Below are 16,146 nucleotides of genomic sequence, written 5' to 3' on the forward strand. Positions count from 1 at the left end.
GTCAGTTGAGCCTTGTAAAGCCGGTCTGGGCCGGCCGGCCGCGCAGGACCGCCTCGAAATCGCCTCGGGCCAGCACCCGGGCCGTTTCCGCAAAGGCCTTGTCCACCGCCTCCAGGTAGCCGGCCACGTGGGCCTCGGTGTGGGGCCACATGGCGTAAAAGAGGTTCGAGGCCAGGTAGCCCTCTTCGAGCATGTGCTGGATGAAGCAGGCCTTCATGGCCTGGGCCTGGGCGTGGCCGAAGCTGAAATGGCCCATGGGCGGCAGGCCGCCGACCTGGATGTCCAGGCCGTGGGCCAGGGCCGCCTCGCGCCATCCCCGCTGGACCAGGGAGCCGATCCGGGCCAGGTGGGCCGGCACGTCCAGGCGCTCGAACTTGTCGATGACCGCCAGGGCGGCGCTCGGCCCGATCCGTTCGGTCCAGTAGGTGCTGCTGATAAACGTCTTCTGGGTCGAGCGCATGACCGCCTCGCGGCCGAGGATGGCGGCCATGGGATAGCCGTTGCCGAGAGCCTTGGAAAAGACCGCCATGTCGGGGGAAACCCCGCCCACGACCAAATGGGCCCCGCCGGTGGTCAGGCGAAAGCCGATGGAAATCTCGTCAAAGACCAGCACCGCCCCGGCCGTGTCGGCCAGCCGCCTGACCTGGCCGAGGAAGTCGCCCTCGGGCAGGTCGTTTCGCAGGGGCTCCATGACGATGGCGGCCAGGGAGTCCCCGTGCTCGGCCACGATGCGCGAAAGCTCCTCGATCCGGTTGTAGCGAAACGGCAGGGCCGTGCCGCGAAGTCCCCGGGGGACGCCGGCCGGGGCGAGTCCGGGCAGCAGGTGGCCGTCCAGCGAATCGGTGTCCCCGAGATTGGCCGCCAGGTACCAGTCATGCCAGCCGTGGTAGCCGCAAAAGGCGATCGTGTCCCGGCCGGTGTGGGCCCGGGCGATGCGCACGGCCACGGCCATGGCCTCGCCGCCGGTGCGGGCGAACCGGGCCATACCGGCCCACGGATGCAGCCCGACCAGGCGTTCGGCCAGCTCCACCTCCTCGGGACAGTTGAGGGAACAGCTCGTGCCCGAGGCCACGGCCCGCACGACCGCCTGGTCCACGTCCGGGTCGGCGTAGCCGAGGGCATTGGCCCCGATGCCGCCAAGGCTCATGTCGACGTAGCGGTTGCCGTCCAGGTCCCAGACCTCGGCTCCCGCGGCCCGGGAGAAATACCCCGGCCAGACGCCGAGGGAAAACATGTCCGGCCGCTTGGAGAGCAGTTGCGTCATGCCGGGAATCAGCCGGGAGGCCCGGCGCTGCATGCCGAGGCTGCTGTCGAGGGAAAGAGGGCTTTTGGGCTTGGACATGGTGGTGTTTCCGGGGCGTCGGGCGGCTAGCGGTCCGCCGGCCACAGGCTGGGGTTGGTGACGGACTGCGGGGCCCCGGGCAGGCGGGCCCGCAGGCTGGCCGGCGCGGGCCGGACCCTGGGGGCGGCGGCAAAAGCCGCGTTTGCGGCGATCTGGGCCGGCAGCTCCGCGCCAAGGAGGAGCCCGGCCCCGGCATAGGCGTCCAGGGCGTAGCCAAGGGCCAGTTCGCGAAGGCCAAGGCCCGCCTCCCGGGCCACGCCCGCCGCCGTTCGGACGTATGTTCGGGCCTGGTCCAGGCGCGGCGGCAGGAGGGCCGGGTCGTCGCAGCACAGCAGGCCCTGGAGGAAGACGCTGCGGACGTGGAGCTCCTTGCCGGCCCGGCGGGCGGCCTCGAAAACGCCCGCCCGCTCGAACCGGGCATCGAGCAGGTTCGAGGGGAGCTGGACCAGTGAAATCCCGGCCAGGCCAAGGGCTTGCAAGGCCCGGGCCGGGGCATAGACCGAGACCCCGAGCCGGCCGACCAGGCCCGAAGCGGCCAGTTGCGCCAGGGTGTCGCCCAGTCCCTCGGACCAGCAATCCAGGGCCCCCTCTTCGTGGAGCAGCAAATCGAACCCGGTCCGGCCCAGGCGTCCGGCCGAGGCCTGGACCGCGCCCCGGACCGCGCCGGCGTCCCGGTAGTCGAGCCCCGGCGGCAGCTTGGTGACCACCCGGGCCGCCTCGCCGCCGGCCGACCGGGCCAGGGCCTGCCCCAGGGTCTCCTCGGCGCCGCCGTAGCCCGGGGCGGTGTCGAAGGTCCGGATGCCCCAGGCCAGGGCGGTCCGGACGATCTCCAGGGCCAGGGCCGGGTCCGGCCGGCCGGTGGTGTTCATGACCCCGTAGGGCATGCCGAGCTGGGCCGTGCCGAGGATCAGCCGCGACGCGGCCGTCACGTTCGCTCCGGCCGGTCCGCGGCCACGGATTTGGCATAGCCCTCGTTTCGCGAAATATCCGCGTTCAGGCGGGCGATTTCCGGCTGCCGCGTCACCAACTCCAGCACGTCGCGCCAGGTAAAGGCCGTGCCCCGGGCCGCGAAATGGGCGGCCACCCGCCGGACCATGGCCAGGTCCCGGGGCTCGTCCACGGTCCACCGGTGGTGCGAGAGGTCCTGGCCGGCGGCGAGGCTGGCCAGCCGGAACCGGTCCGGGTGCTTCCAGACATAGGGCGTCACGTGCTCGCGCTCCGAGGGGAGCCGGGCCTCGCGGTGGGCGCGCAGGAGGGTTTCGCGGCCGAAGACCTCGACGTCCAGGCCGTCGGGGAAGGTGGCCGTGGGGTAGGCGTTGCTCAGGTAGTCGCACGCCTGGCCGAGGAAGGCCGCGACGCAGGCGTCGATGACCCCGGGGTCGGCAAACGGGCAGTCCCCGGTCAGCCGGACCACCACGTCGGCCTCCCGGGCCACGGCCGCCTGCCGGTAACGGTCGAGGACGTCGTCGAGGCTGCCCCGGACCACGGGAACGCCGAGCCGGGCGGCGGCTTCGGCCAGCCGGTCGTCGGCCGGCCCGGCGGAGGTGGCCAGGCAGACCTCGTCGAGCCGGACGGCCCGGGCGGCCCGTTCAAGGACCCAGTGCACCAGCGGCCGTCCCGCGACCGTTTCGAGCATCTTGCCCGGCAGGCGGCTGGAAGCCAGGCGCGCCTGGACGATGGCCACGCATTTCATTGCGGCCCCCCCTCCCGGTTGCCGGCCCGCTTGAGCCGGTCTTCCAGGGCATTGTAAAACGTGTGGAGGCGCTCGACGTTGTCGTTCCAGACGGCCCGGCGGCGGACCGTCCGCCGGCCCTGCTCGCCCATGGCCGTCCTGGCCCGGCCATCCATGGCGGCCACGGCCAGGAGGGCCCGGGCCGCCGCCGCCGGATCGCCGACCGGGAACAACCGGCCGGTTCGGCCCGCCGCCACCCATTCGCGGTTGCCCGGGATGTCGCTGGCCACGACGGGCAGCCCGGCGGCCATGGCCTCCAGCAGCGAAACCGAGGAACCGTCGCTGCGCGAGCCGGTCAGGTAGCAGTCGCTGCCCCGGTAAAAGCGCCGCAATGCCGCCTGGGAAAGGCGGCCGGGCAGGACGATCCTGTGGCCCGCGCCGCACCGCTCCACCGCCCGGCGCACGGCCCCGGCCTCGGAGCCGTCCCCCGCCAGGGCCAGGCAAAGGCGCGGATCGCGCGCCGCGGCCAGGCCGAAAGCCGCGACAACGGTCGGCACGTCGTAGACCGGCTCGAAGGAACGGCAGGCCAGGACCAGGAAACTCCCGTCGCCAAAGCCCAGTTCCCGGCGCAGGGCCGCGTCGCGCCCCGGCTCCAGAAAGGCCTCTTCCACGCCGTAGGGCAAAACGACCGTCCGGTCCCCGGGGATGTCCGCCAGCCGCCGGGCGGCCGCGGCCACGGCCCGGCAGTCGCACACCAGGCCGTCGGCGGCCCGGAGGGTCGCCGCGGCGCTCTCCTGCGACCGGGCGTCGCGCCAGGCCTCGGTGAGGATATCCGACCCCATGGACAGGAGAACGAAGGGGTGAAAGCCGCTTGCCGCGACGAGCTGGCCCGGGCCTTGCAACGGGCCGGCCTGGACCGCGTCCACGCCGTGCTCGGCCAAAAGCCGCCGCAAGGCGGCCACGGCGCTTGTAAAGGCCGGGTTTTCGGGTGGGCCCGGGGGGTGGGGCAGGGCCAGCTCCCCCACGCCTTCGGGGAGCGGACGCCTCTCCAGGCGGCCCGTGGCGCGCAGCGGCAAAAAGGAGACCCGGCCGCGTCGCGACAACTGGCCGAGCAGGCGATGGTCGTGGGTGGAATAGCCGTCGGAAACGTGAAGTATGTGCATCGGTGTCAGCGACCAGGCGCCTTGTGAGCAGGCCATCGCCTTGTGACGCCAGTATCGGCGTTTTTCCCCGCTTCCATAAGGGAAGATCGCCAGACTTGGGATTTTTTCCGGGGCCAGTCAAGGCCGCCCCGTCGCAGGCGAGGCCGCCCGAGACGTGGGTCAAAGGGGGAAAGAACCACGGAAAGCCTTGTCAGGTGAAAGAAAAAGTGTCTACGTTCTTCCCCTCGGCGTAACGAAAAAAGGAAAGCGAACATGATCGACGGAGCCTCCCTGCTCATCACCGGCGGGACCGGATCCTTTGGCAAGGCCTGCATCCGGATCGTCCTTAAGCGCTACAAGCCCCGCCGCCTGATCGTCTACAGCCGCGACGAACTCAAGCAGTGGCAGGTGCGCCAGGAATTTCCCGAATCCGAGTATCCCTGCCTGCGGTTCTTTCTGGGCGACGTGCGGGACAAGGACCGCCTCTACCGGGCGTTCAACGAAGTGGACTACGTGATCCACGCCGCGGCCATGAAGCAGGTCCAGGCCTCGGAATACAATCCTTTCGAAGCCATACGGACCAACGTCTTCGGGGCCCAGAACCTGATCGAGGCGGCCATCGACAAGGGCGTGAAAAAAGTCGTGTGCCTGTCCACGGACAAGGCGGTGGCGCCCATCAATCTCTATGGTGCCACCAAACTGAGCGCCGACAAGCTCTTCCAGGCGGCCCAGGCCTATGTCGGGGCCGCCATGGCCACCTCGTTCGCCGTGGTCCGCTACGGCAACGTGCTCGGCAGCCGCGGCAGCGTGGTGCCGCTTTTCCTGGACCAGCGCGACAAGAAGGGACGGGTGACCATCACCGATCCGGCCATGACCCGGTTCTGGATCACCCTGCCCGACGCGGTGGATTTCGTCCTGCAAACGTTTCACCGCATGCAGGGCGGGGAAATCTTCGTCCCCAAGATTCCGAGCATGTCCATTTTCGACCTGGCCACGGCCCTGTGTCCCGGCTGCGCCCATGAGAACATCGGCCGCCGCCCCGGCGACAAGATGCACGAAACCATGATTTCCACCCACGACAGCTTCAACAGCATCCGCTTTAACGACCACTTCGTCCTCGTTCCCTCCACCGGCAACCGGGACCGCTACATCGAACGGCACGGCGGCACCGCCGTGGAGGACGGCTTCGAATACAGCTCGCACCTCAATGACTGGTGGATGACGGCCACAGACCTCTTCGACATGCTCGGCGCGGACTCCCAGGGCAACTTCTGGCGGCGCACCCAGTTCGAAAAGCAGGCCGGGGCGGCGGATGGTCCGCGCGACTGACGACGGCCGGACCGGGACAACGTCCCTGCGGGTGGGCGTCGTCGATTCCGGACTGTGCAATCTTGGGTCGGTCATGCATGCCGTGCGCTGTCTCGGGGCCGAGCCGGTCCGCCTGGAGGGCCCGGCCGGCATCGCCGCCTGCGACAAGTTGCTTTTGCCCGGGGTCGGCACCTTCGGCCAGGGCATGGAGAACCTGGGCCGCCGGGGTTTTGTGGGCCCCCTGGAGGAGGCTGTGCTCGGCCGGGGCACGGCAATCCTCGGCATTTGCCTGGGAATGCAGCTTTTCGCCTCTTTGGGCACGGAAAAGGGGACCTTTCCCGGCCTGGGCTGGATTCCCGGCCGGGTGGAGCGGCTGCGGACCGACCTGCGGCTGCCGCACATGGGCTGGAACGAGGTCCGGTTCCGGGCCGAGACCCCGTTGCGCCAGGAGGCCATCGACGGCGCGGACTTTTATTTCGTCCACAGCTACGCCTTTGGCTGTGACGATCCCGGGCACATGGCCGCGACCACGGTCTACGGGGCCGCATTCGCCTCCGTGGTCCGCCGGGACAACATCCACGGCGTGCAGTTCCATCCCGAGAAAAGCCACCGGGCCGGCCTGCACCTGTTGCACCGGTTCCTCTACGCCGACCGGGATTCGGTGGACGTGGGGAGCGGACCGGTGGTGGAACAGGTGCTGACCAACGCCCTTTCCGACGACCGCAAGGTCCACGGCCCCAGGCGGTTGCCCGGGCCCTAGGCCGGGCCACGCGAAAAACGCAGGGGGTGTTCCATGGTTTCCACCGTCGCCCCAGGGCGCAGGCAACGTAAAAGGACGGGTCGAAGCCCGGGGCGGCAGCGGCCCGGGCCGGCGCGAGGCGTTCGATGCTCAAAAAACGGCTGATCCCCGTCGTTCTCGTCAAGCAGGGCCTGGTGGTCCAAAGCATCGGGTTTCGCCGGTATCTGCCCGTGGGCCGTCCCAAAATCACCGTGGAATTCTTCAACCGTTGGGACTGCGACGAGATCGTCTTGCTCGCCATCGACCGCGAACCGGACCTGGCCAGGCTGGCCGGCCTGACGGCCCACGTGAGCGGCGCGGCCTTCGTGCCCCTCACGGTCGGCGGCGGGGTGCGCCGGATCGAGGATTTCCAGGAGCTTTTGCGGGCGGGCGCGGACAAGGTCAGCCTCAACACCGCCGCCTTCCGCGATCCGGAACTGATCACCCGGGCCGCGGAAGCCTTCGGCAACCAGGAAGTGGTGGTCTCCATCGACGCCAGGCGGCATGCGGACGGGCGCTATGAAGTCTTCGTCGGCGGCGGACGGGAGGCCACGGGGGCCGATCCCCGGGATTTCGCCCGAGAGGCCGAGAGACGCGGGGCGGGCGAGATCCTGCTCAACGCCATCGACCGCGACGGCGGCAAGCAGGGCTATGACCTGGAGTTGGTCCGGCGGGTGGCCACGGCGGTTTCCATTCCGGTCATCGCCCTCGGCGGAGTGGGCCGGATCGAACACGTGCCCGAGGCCATCGGGGCCGGCGCGGCCGCGGCCGCCGCCTCCAACATCTTCCACCACATCGAGCACAGCACCATCTTGGCCAAGCAGGCCATGCACAAGGCCGGAATCGCCGTCAGGCGGGGTGGCACCAGCGCGTGCGCCACGCCGGGAGGGTAAGCGCCCCATGATCAGTGTCCACACGCGCGACTGCCCCGGCTGCGCCGGCAGACGGGGGCGGGTCGTCCACAGCCAGGATTTCCAGAGCCTGCAGGGCTTTGAAAACGAGACCTTCACCCAGGTCCTCAAACTCTGCCCGGACTGCGGCCTGGCCTTTGTGGATCCGGTGCCGGATCCGGCGGCCCTGGCCCGGTACTACGGTGAATTCTCCAACTATGAACACGCGGAATATGATTACACCTGTCCGCCCCACCGGCTGGCCATGGCCCGGCGACAGGCGGATTTCGTGTGCGCCCACCTGCCGGCGGCCCGCTCCCTCCTCGACATCGGCTGTTCCAGCGGCTACGCCCTCGACCATTTCCGAAGCCGGGGCTTCACGGACGTGACCGGGGTGGAGCCTTCGGCCACCAACTGCCGCATCGCCAGGGAGCTCTACGGCATCGACATCCGCCAGGGACTCTACGAACCCGGCCTGTTCGCCGGGCGCAGCGCGGACGTGGCCCTGCTCAGCCACGTCCTCGAACACCTCACCGCGCCCCGTGACGTTCTGGCCGACCTGCGCGGGGCCCTGGCCCCGGGCGGGGCCTTTTTCATCGAAGTCCCGGACGTGGAGCTGTTCGAACCGGGCCAGGAAGGGCACATCGGTTTCGAGCATTGCAACTACTTCGGCCTGTCGAGCCTCGGCGGCCTGATGGCCCGCGTCGGCTTCCGGCTCCTGGCGGAAACGGTCTTTTCCAACACCGACACGGTCCCCTTCTACCCGACCCGGGGATCGCTGTGGGTGCCAAGCGACGGCCCGCCGCCGATCGTGGCCGGCCGGGAGAGGGCCGAAGCCCACCTGCTCGGCTATCTGGCCGCCGAACGGGCCGAGCGGGAGGCCCTGCGGCAGAGGGTCGAGGAGATCCTCGGCCAGGGCGGCCGCCTCGGGATCTGGGGCGTGGGCACGACCGCGGCCTCGCTCCTGGCCCAGACCCGGCTCGGGGCCCGGACCGTGGCCGCCGCCTTCGACAGCAACCCCAAACGCCACGGCCAGACCCTGCACGGCATTCCCATCCACCCGCCTTTTGCCGACCCGGCCCGCTACCAGGAACTCGTGGACGCCATCCTCATCGCCTCCCGTTCGAGCCAGGAGGAAATCCACCAGGCCCTGGCTCCGCTTCTGGCCCACGGCATCCGTCTTCACCGTCTGTGGGACCGGAAAGGGGCCTGACCATGGCCGCGACGCCACTGCTCGAAGCCCGCCTGCGGGACTTGGCCCGGGGCCTGGCCGATATCCTTGGCGGCCTGGAAGTCGAACCCGGCCGTTACCGGATGAGCCCCTCGGCTCCCGGGCCGAGCCTCGACGCCACGTCCCTGGGCCTGGACCTGGAACGGATGCTCGGCCTTGGCCGGACCGAGGCCGGGCGGGACGCGGCCAAGGCCGTGCTCGACGGCTACCAGCGGGAGGACGCCTTTTTCGGCGGCTTTTTCTGCGAGCCCGAAGCGGAGCGGGTCCTGGCCGATTCGCCCGTCGACCGGGTCCTTGAGATGCACGCCAACTACATCACCTTTCAGGCGGCCGGGGCCTATGCGGCCATCGACCGGCTGCCGGCCCGGCCGGTGCGCTTCTACGACCAATTCCTGCCGGCGGCCGGCGGCCAGGGCCTGGCCCGCTACCTGACGGAACATTGCCCCTGGCACCGCAGTCCCTGGGGCGCGGGCGGCATGGTGGACAACCTCGGCACCATCCTCGACCTGAACCTGCGTCTGGGCCTGTCCGGATACCGCGGGCCCCTGGCCGAATTGCGTCAATGGCTTGACGCCAACCGGGATCCGGAGACCGGCCTGTGGGGGAGCGCGGACGTCCAGGGCCTCAATGGCCAGATAAACGGGGCCTACCACCTGATGCGCGGCACCTATTGCCTCCAGGACTGGCCGTTTGGCCAGGCCGAGCGGATCGTGGACGCCGTGCTGGCCGACCTGGCCGCCCACCCCGCCTTCACCCCGGGCCGGGCCCACGGCTGCCAGGACCTGGACCACTTCTTTTTGCTGGAACAGTGCGCGGCCAAGGCCCCGGGCCACCGGACGGCAGACGTGCGCCGGGCGGCCCGGGCCCGGCTGGCGGCCATCCTGGAAGAAAGCGCCTGCCCGGAAGGCGGATTCTCCTTTGAGGCGAAAAACGCCGTCACCGTGCACAACTACCTGCCCCGGACGTCGGGGAAAAAAGAACCGGATCTTCTCGGCTGCGTCTTTTACGGCCAGGCCCTGCTTTCCATCGGAACCATTCTCGGACTGGACGTGCCCTGGGCGTCGTCGTCGACCCATGGCCTGCCGGCGAGCAGGAGCGGCCGGACGGCTTCACGACAGTAGCACGGAAATTGCATTTTTAAGGCAGCGGGATCGCCATAGGCCCGGCGGCCGCCTGAAGACGGCGGCTTCAGGGAGGCCCGGCACTCTCTTCCCGCCCAAAGGATTCACCCTTGCAATACTGCACCCGTTGCCTATACCCGGCCAACCACCCTTACGGCATGTTCTTCGATGACGACGGCGTCTGCAGCGGCTGCCGCGTCGACGAGGAACGGAAAAACATCGACTGGACGGAGCGGTTCGAGGCCCTCAAGGAGTTGGTGGCCAAGTACCGATCCAAGGACGGCTCTAATTACGACTGCGTCATCGGGGCCAGCGGCGGCAAGGACAGCCAGTACATCGTCCACGTGGCCAAAAACCTGCTCGGCTTGAACCCCCTGGTCGTCACCTACAACCACCAGTTCAACACTGCCGCCGGCATCCGCAACCTGCAGCGGATGGTCAAAGAGTTCGACGTGGACCACCTGCGATTCACGCAGAAGCCGAGTGTGGTGCGGCGCATGGCCCGGGCGGCCATGACCATGATGGGCGATTTCTGCTGGCACTGCCACGCCGGCATCACCACCTATACCATCCAGATCGCCGTCAAGTTCAAGATCCCGCTCGTCCTTTTCGGAGAATCGGGCCTGCAGGACATGGTCGGCATGTTCTCGCGGGAGGACATGATGGAGTGGACCAAAAAGGTCCGCAACGAACATGGGCTGCGGGGTTTCTCCTGGAAGGACTTCGTGGGCTTCGAGGGCCTGACCGAACGGGACCTGCTCCCCTACGTCTATCCCGATGACGCCGAACTGGAGGCGGTGGGCGTGCGGGGGCTGTACCTGTCCAACTTCATTTCCTGGAGCGGCAAGCGCAACGCGGAGTTTCTCATCGAGAAGCATGGATTCGAGACCCGCCGGCCGAGCCTGTCCCACAACTGCTATTCCAATGTGGAGTGCTGGCACTGCAGCGGGGCCCACGATTACCTGAAATTTCTCAAATTCGGTTTCGGCCGGGCCACGGACCATGCCGTGGCCGACATCCGGGCCGGCCGCATCAGCCGCGAACAGGGCCTGGAGCTTGTCCGCCGCTACGACGGCAAGCGGCCCGGGGACCTGGATGTCATCCTGGAATTTCTCGGCATGACCGAGGCGGAGTTCGTGGCCTGCGTGGACGACATGCGCGACCCCGACGTCTGGGAACGAGACGGCCAGGGGTTGTGGGTCCAACGGGACAGCGTGCTCAACCACGCCTCCGGCCCGGCCGTCGAAAAGGCCCGGCTGCCCCTGGCCAACGCCCGGGAAGCCGCTTACCGCGACAACCAGTCCGACGAGCCCGAAACAGGCCATGTGTTCATGTAAGGAAACGCCGTGAAGGAATCCGCCATCCGCGACTACGACGACATCGAGATCCGTCGGGAGAACTACCGCCGCGACCAGGAGGCGCTTTTGCGGCACAAGGACCGCTTCGTCGCGGTCGCCTGTCCGGCCTGCGCCGCGGACGCCTCTTCGCTTTTCTACCGCCGCGACGGCTTCGAGTTCCGGGAATGCGCCGGGTGCGGCACGGTCTACGTCTCCCCCCGGCCGTCGGAAGCGTTGCTCGCCGAACACTACCGCACCTCGATTTCCGAACGGTACTGGAGCGAGGTGGTCTATCCCCGGTCCGAGGAAGGCCGGATGCGCCACCTGGTCGAGCCCCGGGTGAAGGCCATCCTTTCCCTTTGCGACAGGTTCGGGACGGGCGAGCGGGGCTTGGCCGTGGACGTCGGCGCCGGTCCCGGCACCTTCGCGGCCGTGCTGCGGGAGCAGGGCGGTTTCGGACGCGTGGTGGCGGTGGAGCCGAGTCCGGTCAACGCGGCTTTTTGCCGCAAAAAGGGCCTGGAGGTCGTGGAAGCGCCCCTGGACGAGGTTCGGGGCCTTTCGGACGCGGATCTGGTGGTCAGCATCGAGTGCCTCGAACACGTTTTCGACCCCGCCGCCTCTGTGCGGGCCGTTTGCGGCCTCCTGCGGCCGGGCGGGCTTTTCGTCCTGACCGTGCCGAACATCCGGGGCTTTGACCTTTTGTTGCTGCGGGACCGTTCGGACAACACCACCGCCCCGGACCACCTCAACTATTTTCACCCCGAGTCCCTGGGCCGCCTGCTCGAGCGCCTGGGGCTCGAAGTCCTCAGCCTCTCCACACCCGGCAAGCTCGACGTGGAGCTGGTGCGGTCCAAGGTCCTCGAAGGCCTTTTCCGCGTGGACGACCAGCCGTTTCTCAAGCGCCTCCTCGTGGACGACTACGAGACCCTGGGTCCGTCCTTCCAGGAATGGCTGGCGGCCAACGGCCTGTCCTCGCACCTTTTCGCCGTGGCCCGGAAACCCCTGCTCCGGCCATGACGCCGGAGGCGGTCCACGCCTATGTCTGTACCTGGCGCGAGGCCGAAAATATCGGCCCGTGCCTGGCCGCCATCCGGGCGGCCGGGGTGCAAAGGGTGTTTGTCGTGGACGCGGGCAGCGACGACGGCACGGCACAGCGGGCCAGGCAGGCCGGCGCGGAGGTGCTGGCCGCGCCCCGGGGCCTGGCCGGCCAGCGCCAGGCGGCCATCGACCACTGCCGGGCCGATCTCCTGCTGTTCGTGGACGCCGACGACCGGCTGCACCCGGACTGCGTGCGCCGGCTTCTGGCGGACATGGCCGGGCACGACTGCGACGTGGTGCAGGCCTCCAACCGGGTCCTTTCCCCCCGCCGCTACCTGGAACGGGGCATGGACGCGGTCATGGCGCTCGTTACCTCGCGGCCGGGACCGACAGCCATGGTCGGCCGGCCGGCGCTCTACCGCATCGGGCCCCTTCGCCAGGCGGGCATGGATCTGGAATTCAACGGCGTGGGCAACGAGGATGCCGCCCTGGCCATCCGCCTGGAAGGCCTGGGGGCGCGCCAACGCATCGGCACCGGGCTGAGCTTTCGCCGCCATCCGGCCGGGTGGGGCGACAATATCCGGGCCTGGCGCAAGTACGGGCACGGGGACGCGGCCCTTTTCCGCCGTTATCCCGACAAGCGGCGAAACGTCCTTCGCCATCTCCTCTACGTGTATCCCGTCGAGCGCAGCCGCCTGCTCTGGGCCGCCGGCCAAGGGCGTCTCGCCGGCTACACGGTCCTTGTGGGCGCGGCCCGGTTTCTTTTCATGCTGGAGGGGCTCCTTCGCCGGCGGCCCCCTGCCGTCTCGTTGCGGCCGGCCGCCGGCGTTTCGCCCGAGCGCTCCGGCAACGGGACAGGATGATCCCCCCGCCGGACCAGAGCAACGCCGCGTGGCCACCCCCGGACGGGATTGGCAACGGTTGCCAAATGACCGACACAGGGCCAGGCCTGCCCAAGAAGCAAGGCCGCCGGCCACGAAAAGGAGAAGGCCTTTATGCCAGACAACTATCCGATCTTCATAGGCGGGATGCAACGCAGCGGCACAAGCCTGATGCGCGCCATGCTCGGCTCCAATTCCCGGTTGGCCATTTTCGAGTGGGACCTGCAGATGTGGCCGGTCATTTACAGCCAGCACCGGGAGATGTGGGGAAAGTCCGGTATTGACGAGATTCAGGATGCGCTTCTGGAAGCGATCTACACCAGCGAGAAGGTGGTCTGCGCGGTCAAGCGTCCCGAGCGCTCCCTGGTCGAGGCCTGCATTCGATCCAAACGGGCGGCAAACGAGTTTACGAGCATGGAATCCCTGGCCGCCGGCGTGTTCCAATGCTTTCTCGACAGCTACCGGGATCTGCTCGACCGGGCCCGCTGGGGATTGAAGACCCCGGAAAACGAATTCTATTCCTCGATCATCCTCCGGGAGTTCCCGGACGCCAAGTTTGTCTATATCTATCGGAACATTGTCAGCGCGGCCGCTTCCACCAAAAAGATCGGCTGGATGCCCTACAAATACCCCTACGGCCTGCTCCAGTACGCCATGCATTGGAACAGATCGTTTGAAACAGCCTGGGAGAATTGTGCCCGGCACCCGGACCGTTACGTCGCCGTCTGCTACGAGCTCCTGACGGAATTCCCCGACGAGCACTTGAAACTGCTCTGCGCCTTTCTGGACCTTCCCTACGAACCGGCCATGCTGGCCCTGGCCGGCCACGGCAACGGCGATCCCCTGGCCAAGAGCTCCTCCTTTGACGATCAAACGGACCAAGGCGTCAATCCCCAGATCGCCAAGAGAAAGATCCATGATTTTTCCGAGGAGGAACTCCAGCTCCTGCGGCTGGTCACCACCATGAACACCGCGACCAGGCAGGGCTTTTACAAGGAATACAATCCCGCGGCCTTTCCCCTCCAGTCCCTGGAGTGGCTTGTCCAGGCGTCCGTACGGGGGCAAAACGCCCAGGTCCGGCGCTTCGCCCTGGAGCTCATGCGCAAGATTTCCAGGAGGCCGCAGGCCGGCTGGAACCCCTTCGGCCGCTGCGGGTGAAACCTGGCCGCGCCGTGCTTACGGCCGGGCATTGGCGCCTGAAAGCGCGAAAGCCTGGCCGAGCAGTTCGGCGCCGGCCGCGACCACGGCCGCGCACCGGGAAACGGCCGCTTCAGGCCGGTCTTTTGCCAGCTGGTCCAGCACCGCGCCGTAGTGTTCCCGGCAGTCCGCAAATGACCTGCTTTCCGAGGCCAGGGCCACCAGCAACCCCAGACGGGCCTGGGTTGCCGGCGTTGCCTCCCCGCCCCGTATCCGCCCCTTGAGGGCGGAAAGGCCGCCAAGGACCGTGGCCCGGTCGATGCGGGCCGCCACAGGCGCCGTCTGGCCCGAGGCGGCTTGGCAGGCCGGTTCGTCCCGGAGCCGGCGGTGGGGGACCCGGCCCCTGGCCAGGGCGTGGATCAAGCCGGACAGGCGCGTAACGGCCTGGCCAGGGGCGTGCCGATGGTAGGCCAAGGCCTCGCGCTGCCGCGCCACGACCCGCTCTCGAAAGGCAGGGTCGGCGCACAGGCCGCGCAGCGCCGTGGCGCACTCCCCGCCCGTCGGCACAACGAGCTTGCCCCGCCGGGCCGGCACCACGGCGCCGTCGGCCACCGGAACCATTTCGAAAACAAGGGCCGGACGCTCCATGAGCATGATCTCGCCGATCATGGACGAATAGCCGAACACCATGGTGAAATCCGAGGCGACGATGGCCTGGGCCTTGTCGTCCAGGTTCAGGCGGACGTCGTGCAGGCCAAGGCCCTGGAGCCAGGCGCGGTACACCTCGAACCGGGCCGGCAACGGATCGGTCAGGCCCGGGGCCGAGGCTTCGGCCGGATGCGGGCGGCACAGCAGCACAAGATCCCGGCCGAACTCGGCCAGGACGCCAGCCATGCGTTCCATGATCCGCGTATTCTCCTCCAGGGCGGCAAACCACGGCGGGTGGTTGATTTCGTGGTAATCCGTGCACAAAAGGGCCACGGTCTTGTCCCGGGGCAGTCCCAACCGGTCCCTGGCCGTGTTCCGGTCCAGGCTGCGGGCGGCATGCAGGTTGATGTCCCAGGGGACGCTTCCGGCGAGCAGGATTTCGTTGGGGCGGGCAAATCCGGCGCGCAAAAGCTCCTGCCGGCTGTTTTCCCCAAAGACGGCCAGGTAATCGGAAATGAGCCGGCGAAAGCCGGCCGTCTGGTAGGGCGAGCCGTAAAAGTCTCCATGCATGACCTGGAGGGTGGGGCGGCCGGCGGCGCGCAGGGTGTCGACCAGCGTCGCGCCGCGGCCGTAGCAATCCACCCCGAACACGCCGACGCCCAGACGCCGGCGGGCCAGAAGCTCCCGGGCCGTGTGCCGGACCTGGAGCTGCGAGCCGGCATTGCGGAGGAACTGGACCAGGAAATCGACGGTCAAAACCCTGCGGCCCCGGGCCGTGAATGCTTCCAGGGCAGCGGGATCGTGGAGGGCCGCGCACAGGCCCGCCACCACGGCGCGCAGGGCTTTGGCCACGGCCGCGTCCGCCTCCGGCGTGCGGAAGTGGTCGAAAGGGGTGAAGGCCACGCCCAGCCGGCGCAAGGCCGCGGCCAAAGCGGTCTCGTTGACCACCAGCTCATGCCCCATGGCCGCCAGGGCCTGGGCCACCACGGCATAATCGGCCAGGAAACAGTCGTAGATGAGCACGGCTTCCGGGCGCATCAGTCGTTTCCAGCGGCCAGAATGCCGTAGATGGTCAGGGAGAGGATGCCGTTGAGGTCATACTCGGCGCTTTGGCCCAGGTTGACGCCTTCGCTGCACAAGGCCTCGCTCCAGGCCGGCACGCCATGCCACCGTTCCAGGATGGCGTTGCTGCACTGGGCCTGGGCTTCGGCCTCGCCGGCGTCGAAGTGGGGCACGAACCGGGCGAGCAGCGCGCAGGTGGCTCCTGGACCGAAGGCCACTTCCCGGTGGCAGGCGGGGCAGGTGAACCGGACCAGGGGGACGGAGGCCACCGTGCCCGCGACATGGTCAAAGGCGGTCCGGCAGGCCGTGCAGCGGACCCGGTAAGTGAATTGCAGGGGCCCGACGCCGGGGCGAGCCGTGACATCCAGAATTTCCATGTATATTATGCCCGCCAGAGATCTCGTCCGATTGCGTGGCCCGGTCTTGAAAATCTTTTCTCGGCCACAGTTCCGGCACGCAGTAGCTAAAAAGGAAACCACGAACAAGGCTCGGTTGCAAGCCGCACGATTTGCCGTAAAGCAGGACTGCTCCGTGGTCGGGAAAACGCTTTGCCGTCTCC

At 68.4% G+C, this 16,146-nt stretch carries 15 protein-coding genes; 9 read left to right on the forward strand and 6 right to left on the reverse strand.

All coding sequences use genetic code 11. The annotated features are described in order from the left end of the window. Nucleotide 1 precedes the first annotated feature (1 nt). From DFW101_RS18250 to DFW101_RS18805, 4 genes are read right to left on the reverse strand one after another with little or no spacing between them, the layout of a single operon-like run. A complete protein-coding gene (locus DFW101_RS18250; protein WP_009182995.1) occupies nucleotides 2–1,342 on the reverse strand; it encodes an aminotransferase class III-fold pyridoxal phosphate-dependent enzyme in 1,341 nt (446 codons plus the stop codon). A 26-nt stretch (nucleotides 1,343–1,368) separates the two neighbouring features. After that, nucleotides 1,369–2,271: an aldo/keto reductase gene (locus DFW101_RS18255; protein WP_009182996.1), complete on the reverse strand. Its 903-nt coding sequence runs from the start codon at nucleotides 2,269–2,271 to the stop codon at nucleotides 1,369–1,371. Then, entirely contained in the window at nucleotides 2,268–3,035 is a 768-nt protein-coding gene (locus DFW101_RS18260) for a cytidylyltransferase domain-containing protein (protein WP_009182997.1), read from the reverse strand. Before DFW101_RS18260 ends, DFW101_RS18255 begins: the two co-directional genes overlap by 4 nt. Further along, nucleotides 3,032–4,177, reverse strand: a complete 1,146-nt coding sequence (locus DFW101_RS18805; RefSeq protein WP_009182998.1) for a glycosyltransferase family 4 protein — start codon at nucleotides 4,175–4,177, stop codon at nucleotides 3,032–3,034. The genes DFW101_RS18260 and DFW101_RS18805 overlap by 4 nt, the downstream gene beginning before the upstream one ends. Before the next feature lie 252 nt (nucleotides 4,178–4,429). Here DFW101_RS18805 and pseB point away from each other — a divergent pair, with 252 nt between their 5' ends. The 9 genes from pseB (at nucleotide 4,430) to DFW101_RS18310 (ending at nucleotide 13,898) form a co-directional block, all read left to right on the forward strand. Continuing rightward, nucleotides 4,430–5,485, forward strand: coding sequence for a UDP-N-acetylglucosamine 4,6-dehydratase (inverting) (pseB, locus tag DFW101_RS18270; protein ID WP_009182999.1), 1,056 nt, complete (start codon nucleotides 4,430–4,432; stop codon nucleotides 5,483–5,485). Continuing rightward, a complete protein-coding gene (gene hisH, locus DFW101_RS18275; protein WP_009183000.1) occupies nucleotides 5,469–6,224 on the forward strand; it encodes an imidazole glycerol phosphate synthase subunit HisH in 756 nt (251 codons plus the stop codon). The genes pseB and hisH overlap by 17 nt, the downstream gene beginning before the upstream one ends. Nucleotides 6,225–6,349: 125 nt before the next feature. Next, complete coding sequence (gene hisF / locus DFW101_RS18280) at nucleotides 6,350–7,135, forward strand: imidazole glycerol phosphate synthase subunit HisF (protein WP_009183001.1); 786 nt, start codon at nucleotides 6,350–6,352, stop codon at nucleotides 7,133–7,135. Between the two features lie 7 nt (nucleotides 7,136–7,142). Then, entirely contained in the window at nucleotides 7,143–8,345 is a 1,203-nt protein-coding gene (locus tag DFW101_RS18285; protein WP_009183002.1) for a methyltransferase domain-containing protein, read from the forward strand. A 2-nt stretch (nucleotides 8,346–8,347) separates the two neighbouring features. Then, nucleotides 8,348–9,484 carry a hypothetical protein gene (locus DFW101_RS18290; protein WP_009183003.1) on the forward strand — a complete coding sequence of 379 codons (1,137 nt, stop codon included), beginning with the start codon at nucleotides 8,348–8,350 and terminating at the stop codon, nucleotides 9,482–9,484. A 110-nt stretch (nucleotides 9,485–9,594) separates the two neighbouring features. Beyond that, nucleotides 9,595–10,821: an N-acetyl sugar amidotransferase gene (locus tag DFW101_RS18295; protein ID WP_009183004.1), complete on the forward strand. Its 1,227-nt coding sequence runs from the start codon at nucleotides 9,595–9,597 to the stop codon at nucleotides 10,819–10,821. Nucleotides 10,822–10,830: 9 nt separating this feature from the next. After that, a complete protein-coding gene (locus DFW101_RS18300; RefSeq protein WP_009183005.1) occupies nucleotides 10,831–11,838 on the forward strand; it encodes a class I SAM-dependent methyltransferase in 1,008 nt (335 codons plus the stop codon). Beyond that, a complete protein-coding gene (locus DFW101_RS18305; protein WP_009183006.1) occupies nucleotides 11,835–12,722 on the forward strand; it encodes a glycosyltransferase family 2 protein in 888 nt (295 codons plus the stop codon). The genes DFW101_RS18300 and DFW101_RS18305 overlap by 4 nt, the downstream gene beginning before the upstream one ends. 132 nt (nucleotides 12,723–12,854) lie before the next feature. Then, nucleotides 12,855–13,898: a sulfotransferase family protein gene (locus DFW101_RS18310; protein ID WP_009183007.1), complete on the forward strand. Its 1,044-nt coding sequence runs from the start codon at nucleotides 12,855–12,857 to the stop codon at nucleotides 13,896–13,898. Nucleotides 13,899–13,916: 18 nt separating this feature from the next. Here DFW101_RS18310 and DFW101_RS18315 read toward each other — a convergent pair whose 3' ends face one another. Both DFW101_RS18315 and DFW101_RS18320 read right to left on the reverse strand, forming a co-directional pair. Continuing rightward, complete coding sequence (locus DFW101_RS18315) at nucleotides 13,917–15,563, reverse strand: hypothetical protein (protein ID WP_009183008.1); 1,647 nt, start codon at nucleotides 15,561–15,563, stop codon at nucleotides 13,917–13,919. After that, nucleotides 15,563–15,964, reverse strand: coding sequence for a hypothetical protein (locus DFW101_RS18320; RefSeq protein ID WP_009183009.1), 402 nt, complete (start codon nucleotides 15,962–15,964; stop codon nucleotides 15,563–15,565). Before DFW101_RS18320 ends, DFW101_RS18315 begins: the two co-directional genes overlap by 1 nt. Between the last annotated feature and the right edge of the window lie 182 nt (nucleotides 15,965–16,146).

The sequence above is a fragment of the Solidesulfovibrio carbinoliphilus subsp. oakridgensis genome, assembly GCF_000177215.2.
Lineage (GTDB): Bacteria > Desulfobacterota > Desulfovibrionia > Desulfovibrionales > Desulfovibrionaceae > Solidesulfovibrio > Solidesulfovibrio carbinoliphilus.

What these genes read in the sequence shown, in the direction of transcription:
- DFW101_RS18315 (WP_009183008.1), bottom strand. Translation starts at nt 15,563, where the DNA reads ATGCGCCCGGAAGCCGTGCTCATCTACGACTGTTTCCTGGCCGATTAT.
- DFW101_RS18805 (WP_009182998.1), bottom strand. Translation starts at nt 4,177, where the DNA reads ATGCACATACTTCACGTTTCCGACGGCTATTCCACCCACGACCATCGC.
- hisF (WP_009183001.1), top strand. Translation starts at nt 6,350, where the DNA reads ATGCTCAAAAAACGGCTGATCCCCGTCGTTCTCGTCAAGCAGGGCCTG.
- DFW101_RS18320 (WP_009183009.1), bottom strand. Translation starts at nt 15,964, where the DNA reads ATGGAAATTCTGGATGTCACGGCTCGCCCCGGCGTCGGGCCCCTGCAA.
- DFW101_RS18285 (WP_009183002.1), top strand. Translation starts at nt 7,143, where the DNA reads ATGATCAGTGTCCACACGCGCGACTGCCCCGGCTGCGCCGGCAGACGG.
- hisH (WP_009183000.1), top strand. Translation starts at nt 5,469, where the DNA reads ATGGTCCGCGCGACTGACGACGGCCGGACCGGGACAACGTCCCTGCGG.
- DFW101_RS18305 (WP_009183006.1), top strand. Translation starts at nt 11,835, where the DNA reads ATGACGCCGGAGGCGGTCCACGCCTATGTCTGTACCTGGCGCGAGGCC.
- DFW101_RS18260 (WP_009182997.1), bottom strand. Translation starts at nt 3,035, where the DNA reads ATGAAATGCGTGGCCATCGTCCAGGCGCGCCTGGCTTCCAGCCGCCTG.
- DFW101_RS18310 (WP_009183007.1), top strand. Translation starts at nt 12,855, where the DNA reads ATGCCAGACAACTATCCGATCTTCATAGGCGGGATGCAACGCAGCGGC.
- DFW101_RS18250 (WP_009182995.1), bottom strand. Translation starts at nt 1,342, where the DNA reads ATGTCCAAGCCCAAAAGCCCTCTTTCCCTCGACAGCAGCCTCGGCATG.
- pseB (WP_009182999.1), top strand. Translation starts at nt 4,430, where the DNA reads ATGATCGACGGAGCCTCCCTGCTCATCACCGGCGGGACCGGATCCTTT.
- DFW101_RS18290 (WP_009183003.1), top strand. Translation starts at nt 8,348, where the DNA reads ATGGCCGCGACGCCACTGCTCGAAGCCCGCCTGCGGGACTTGGCCCGG.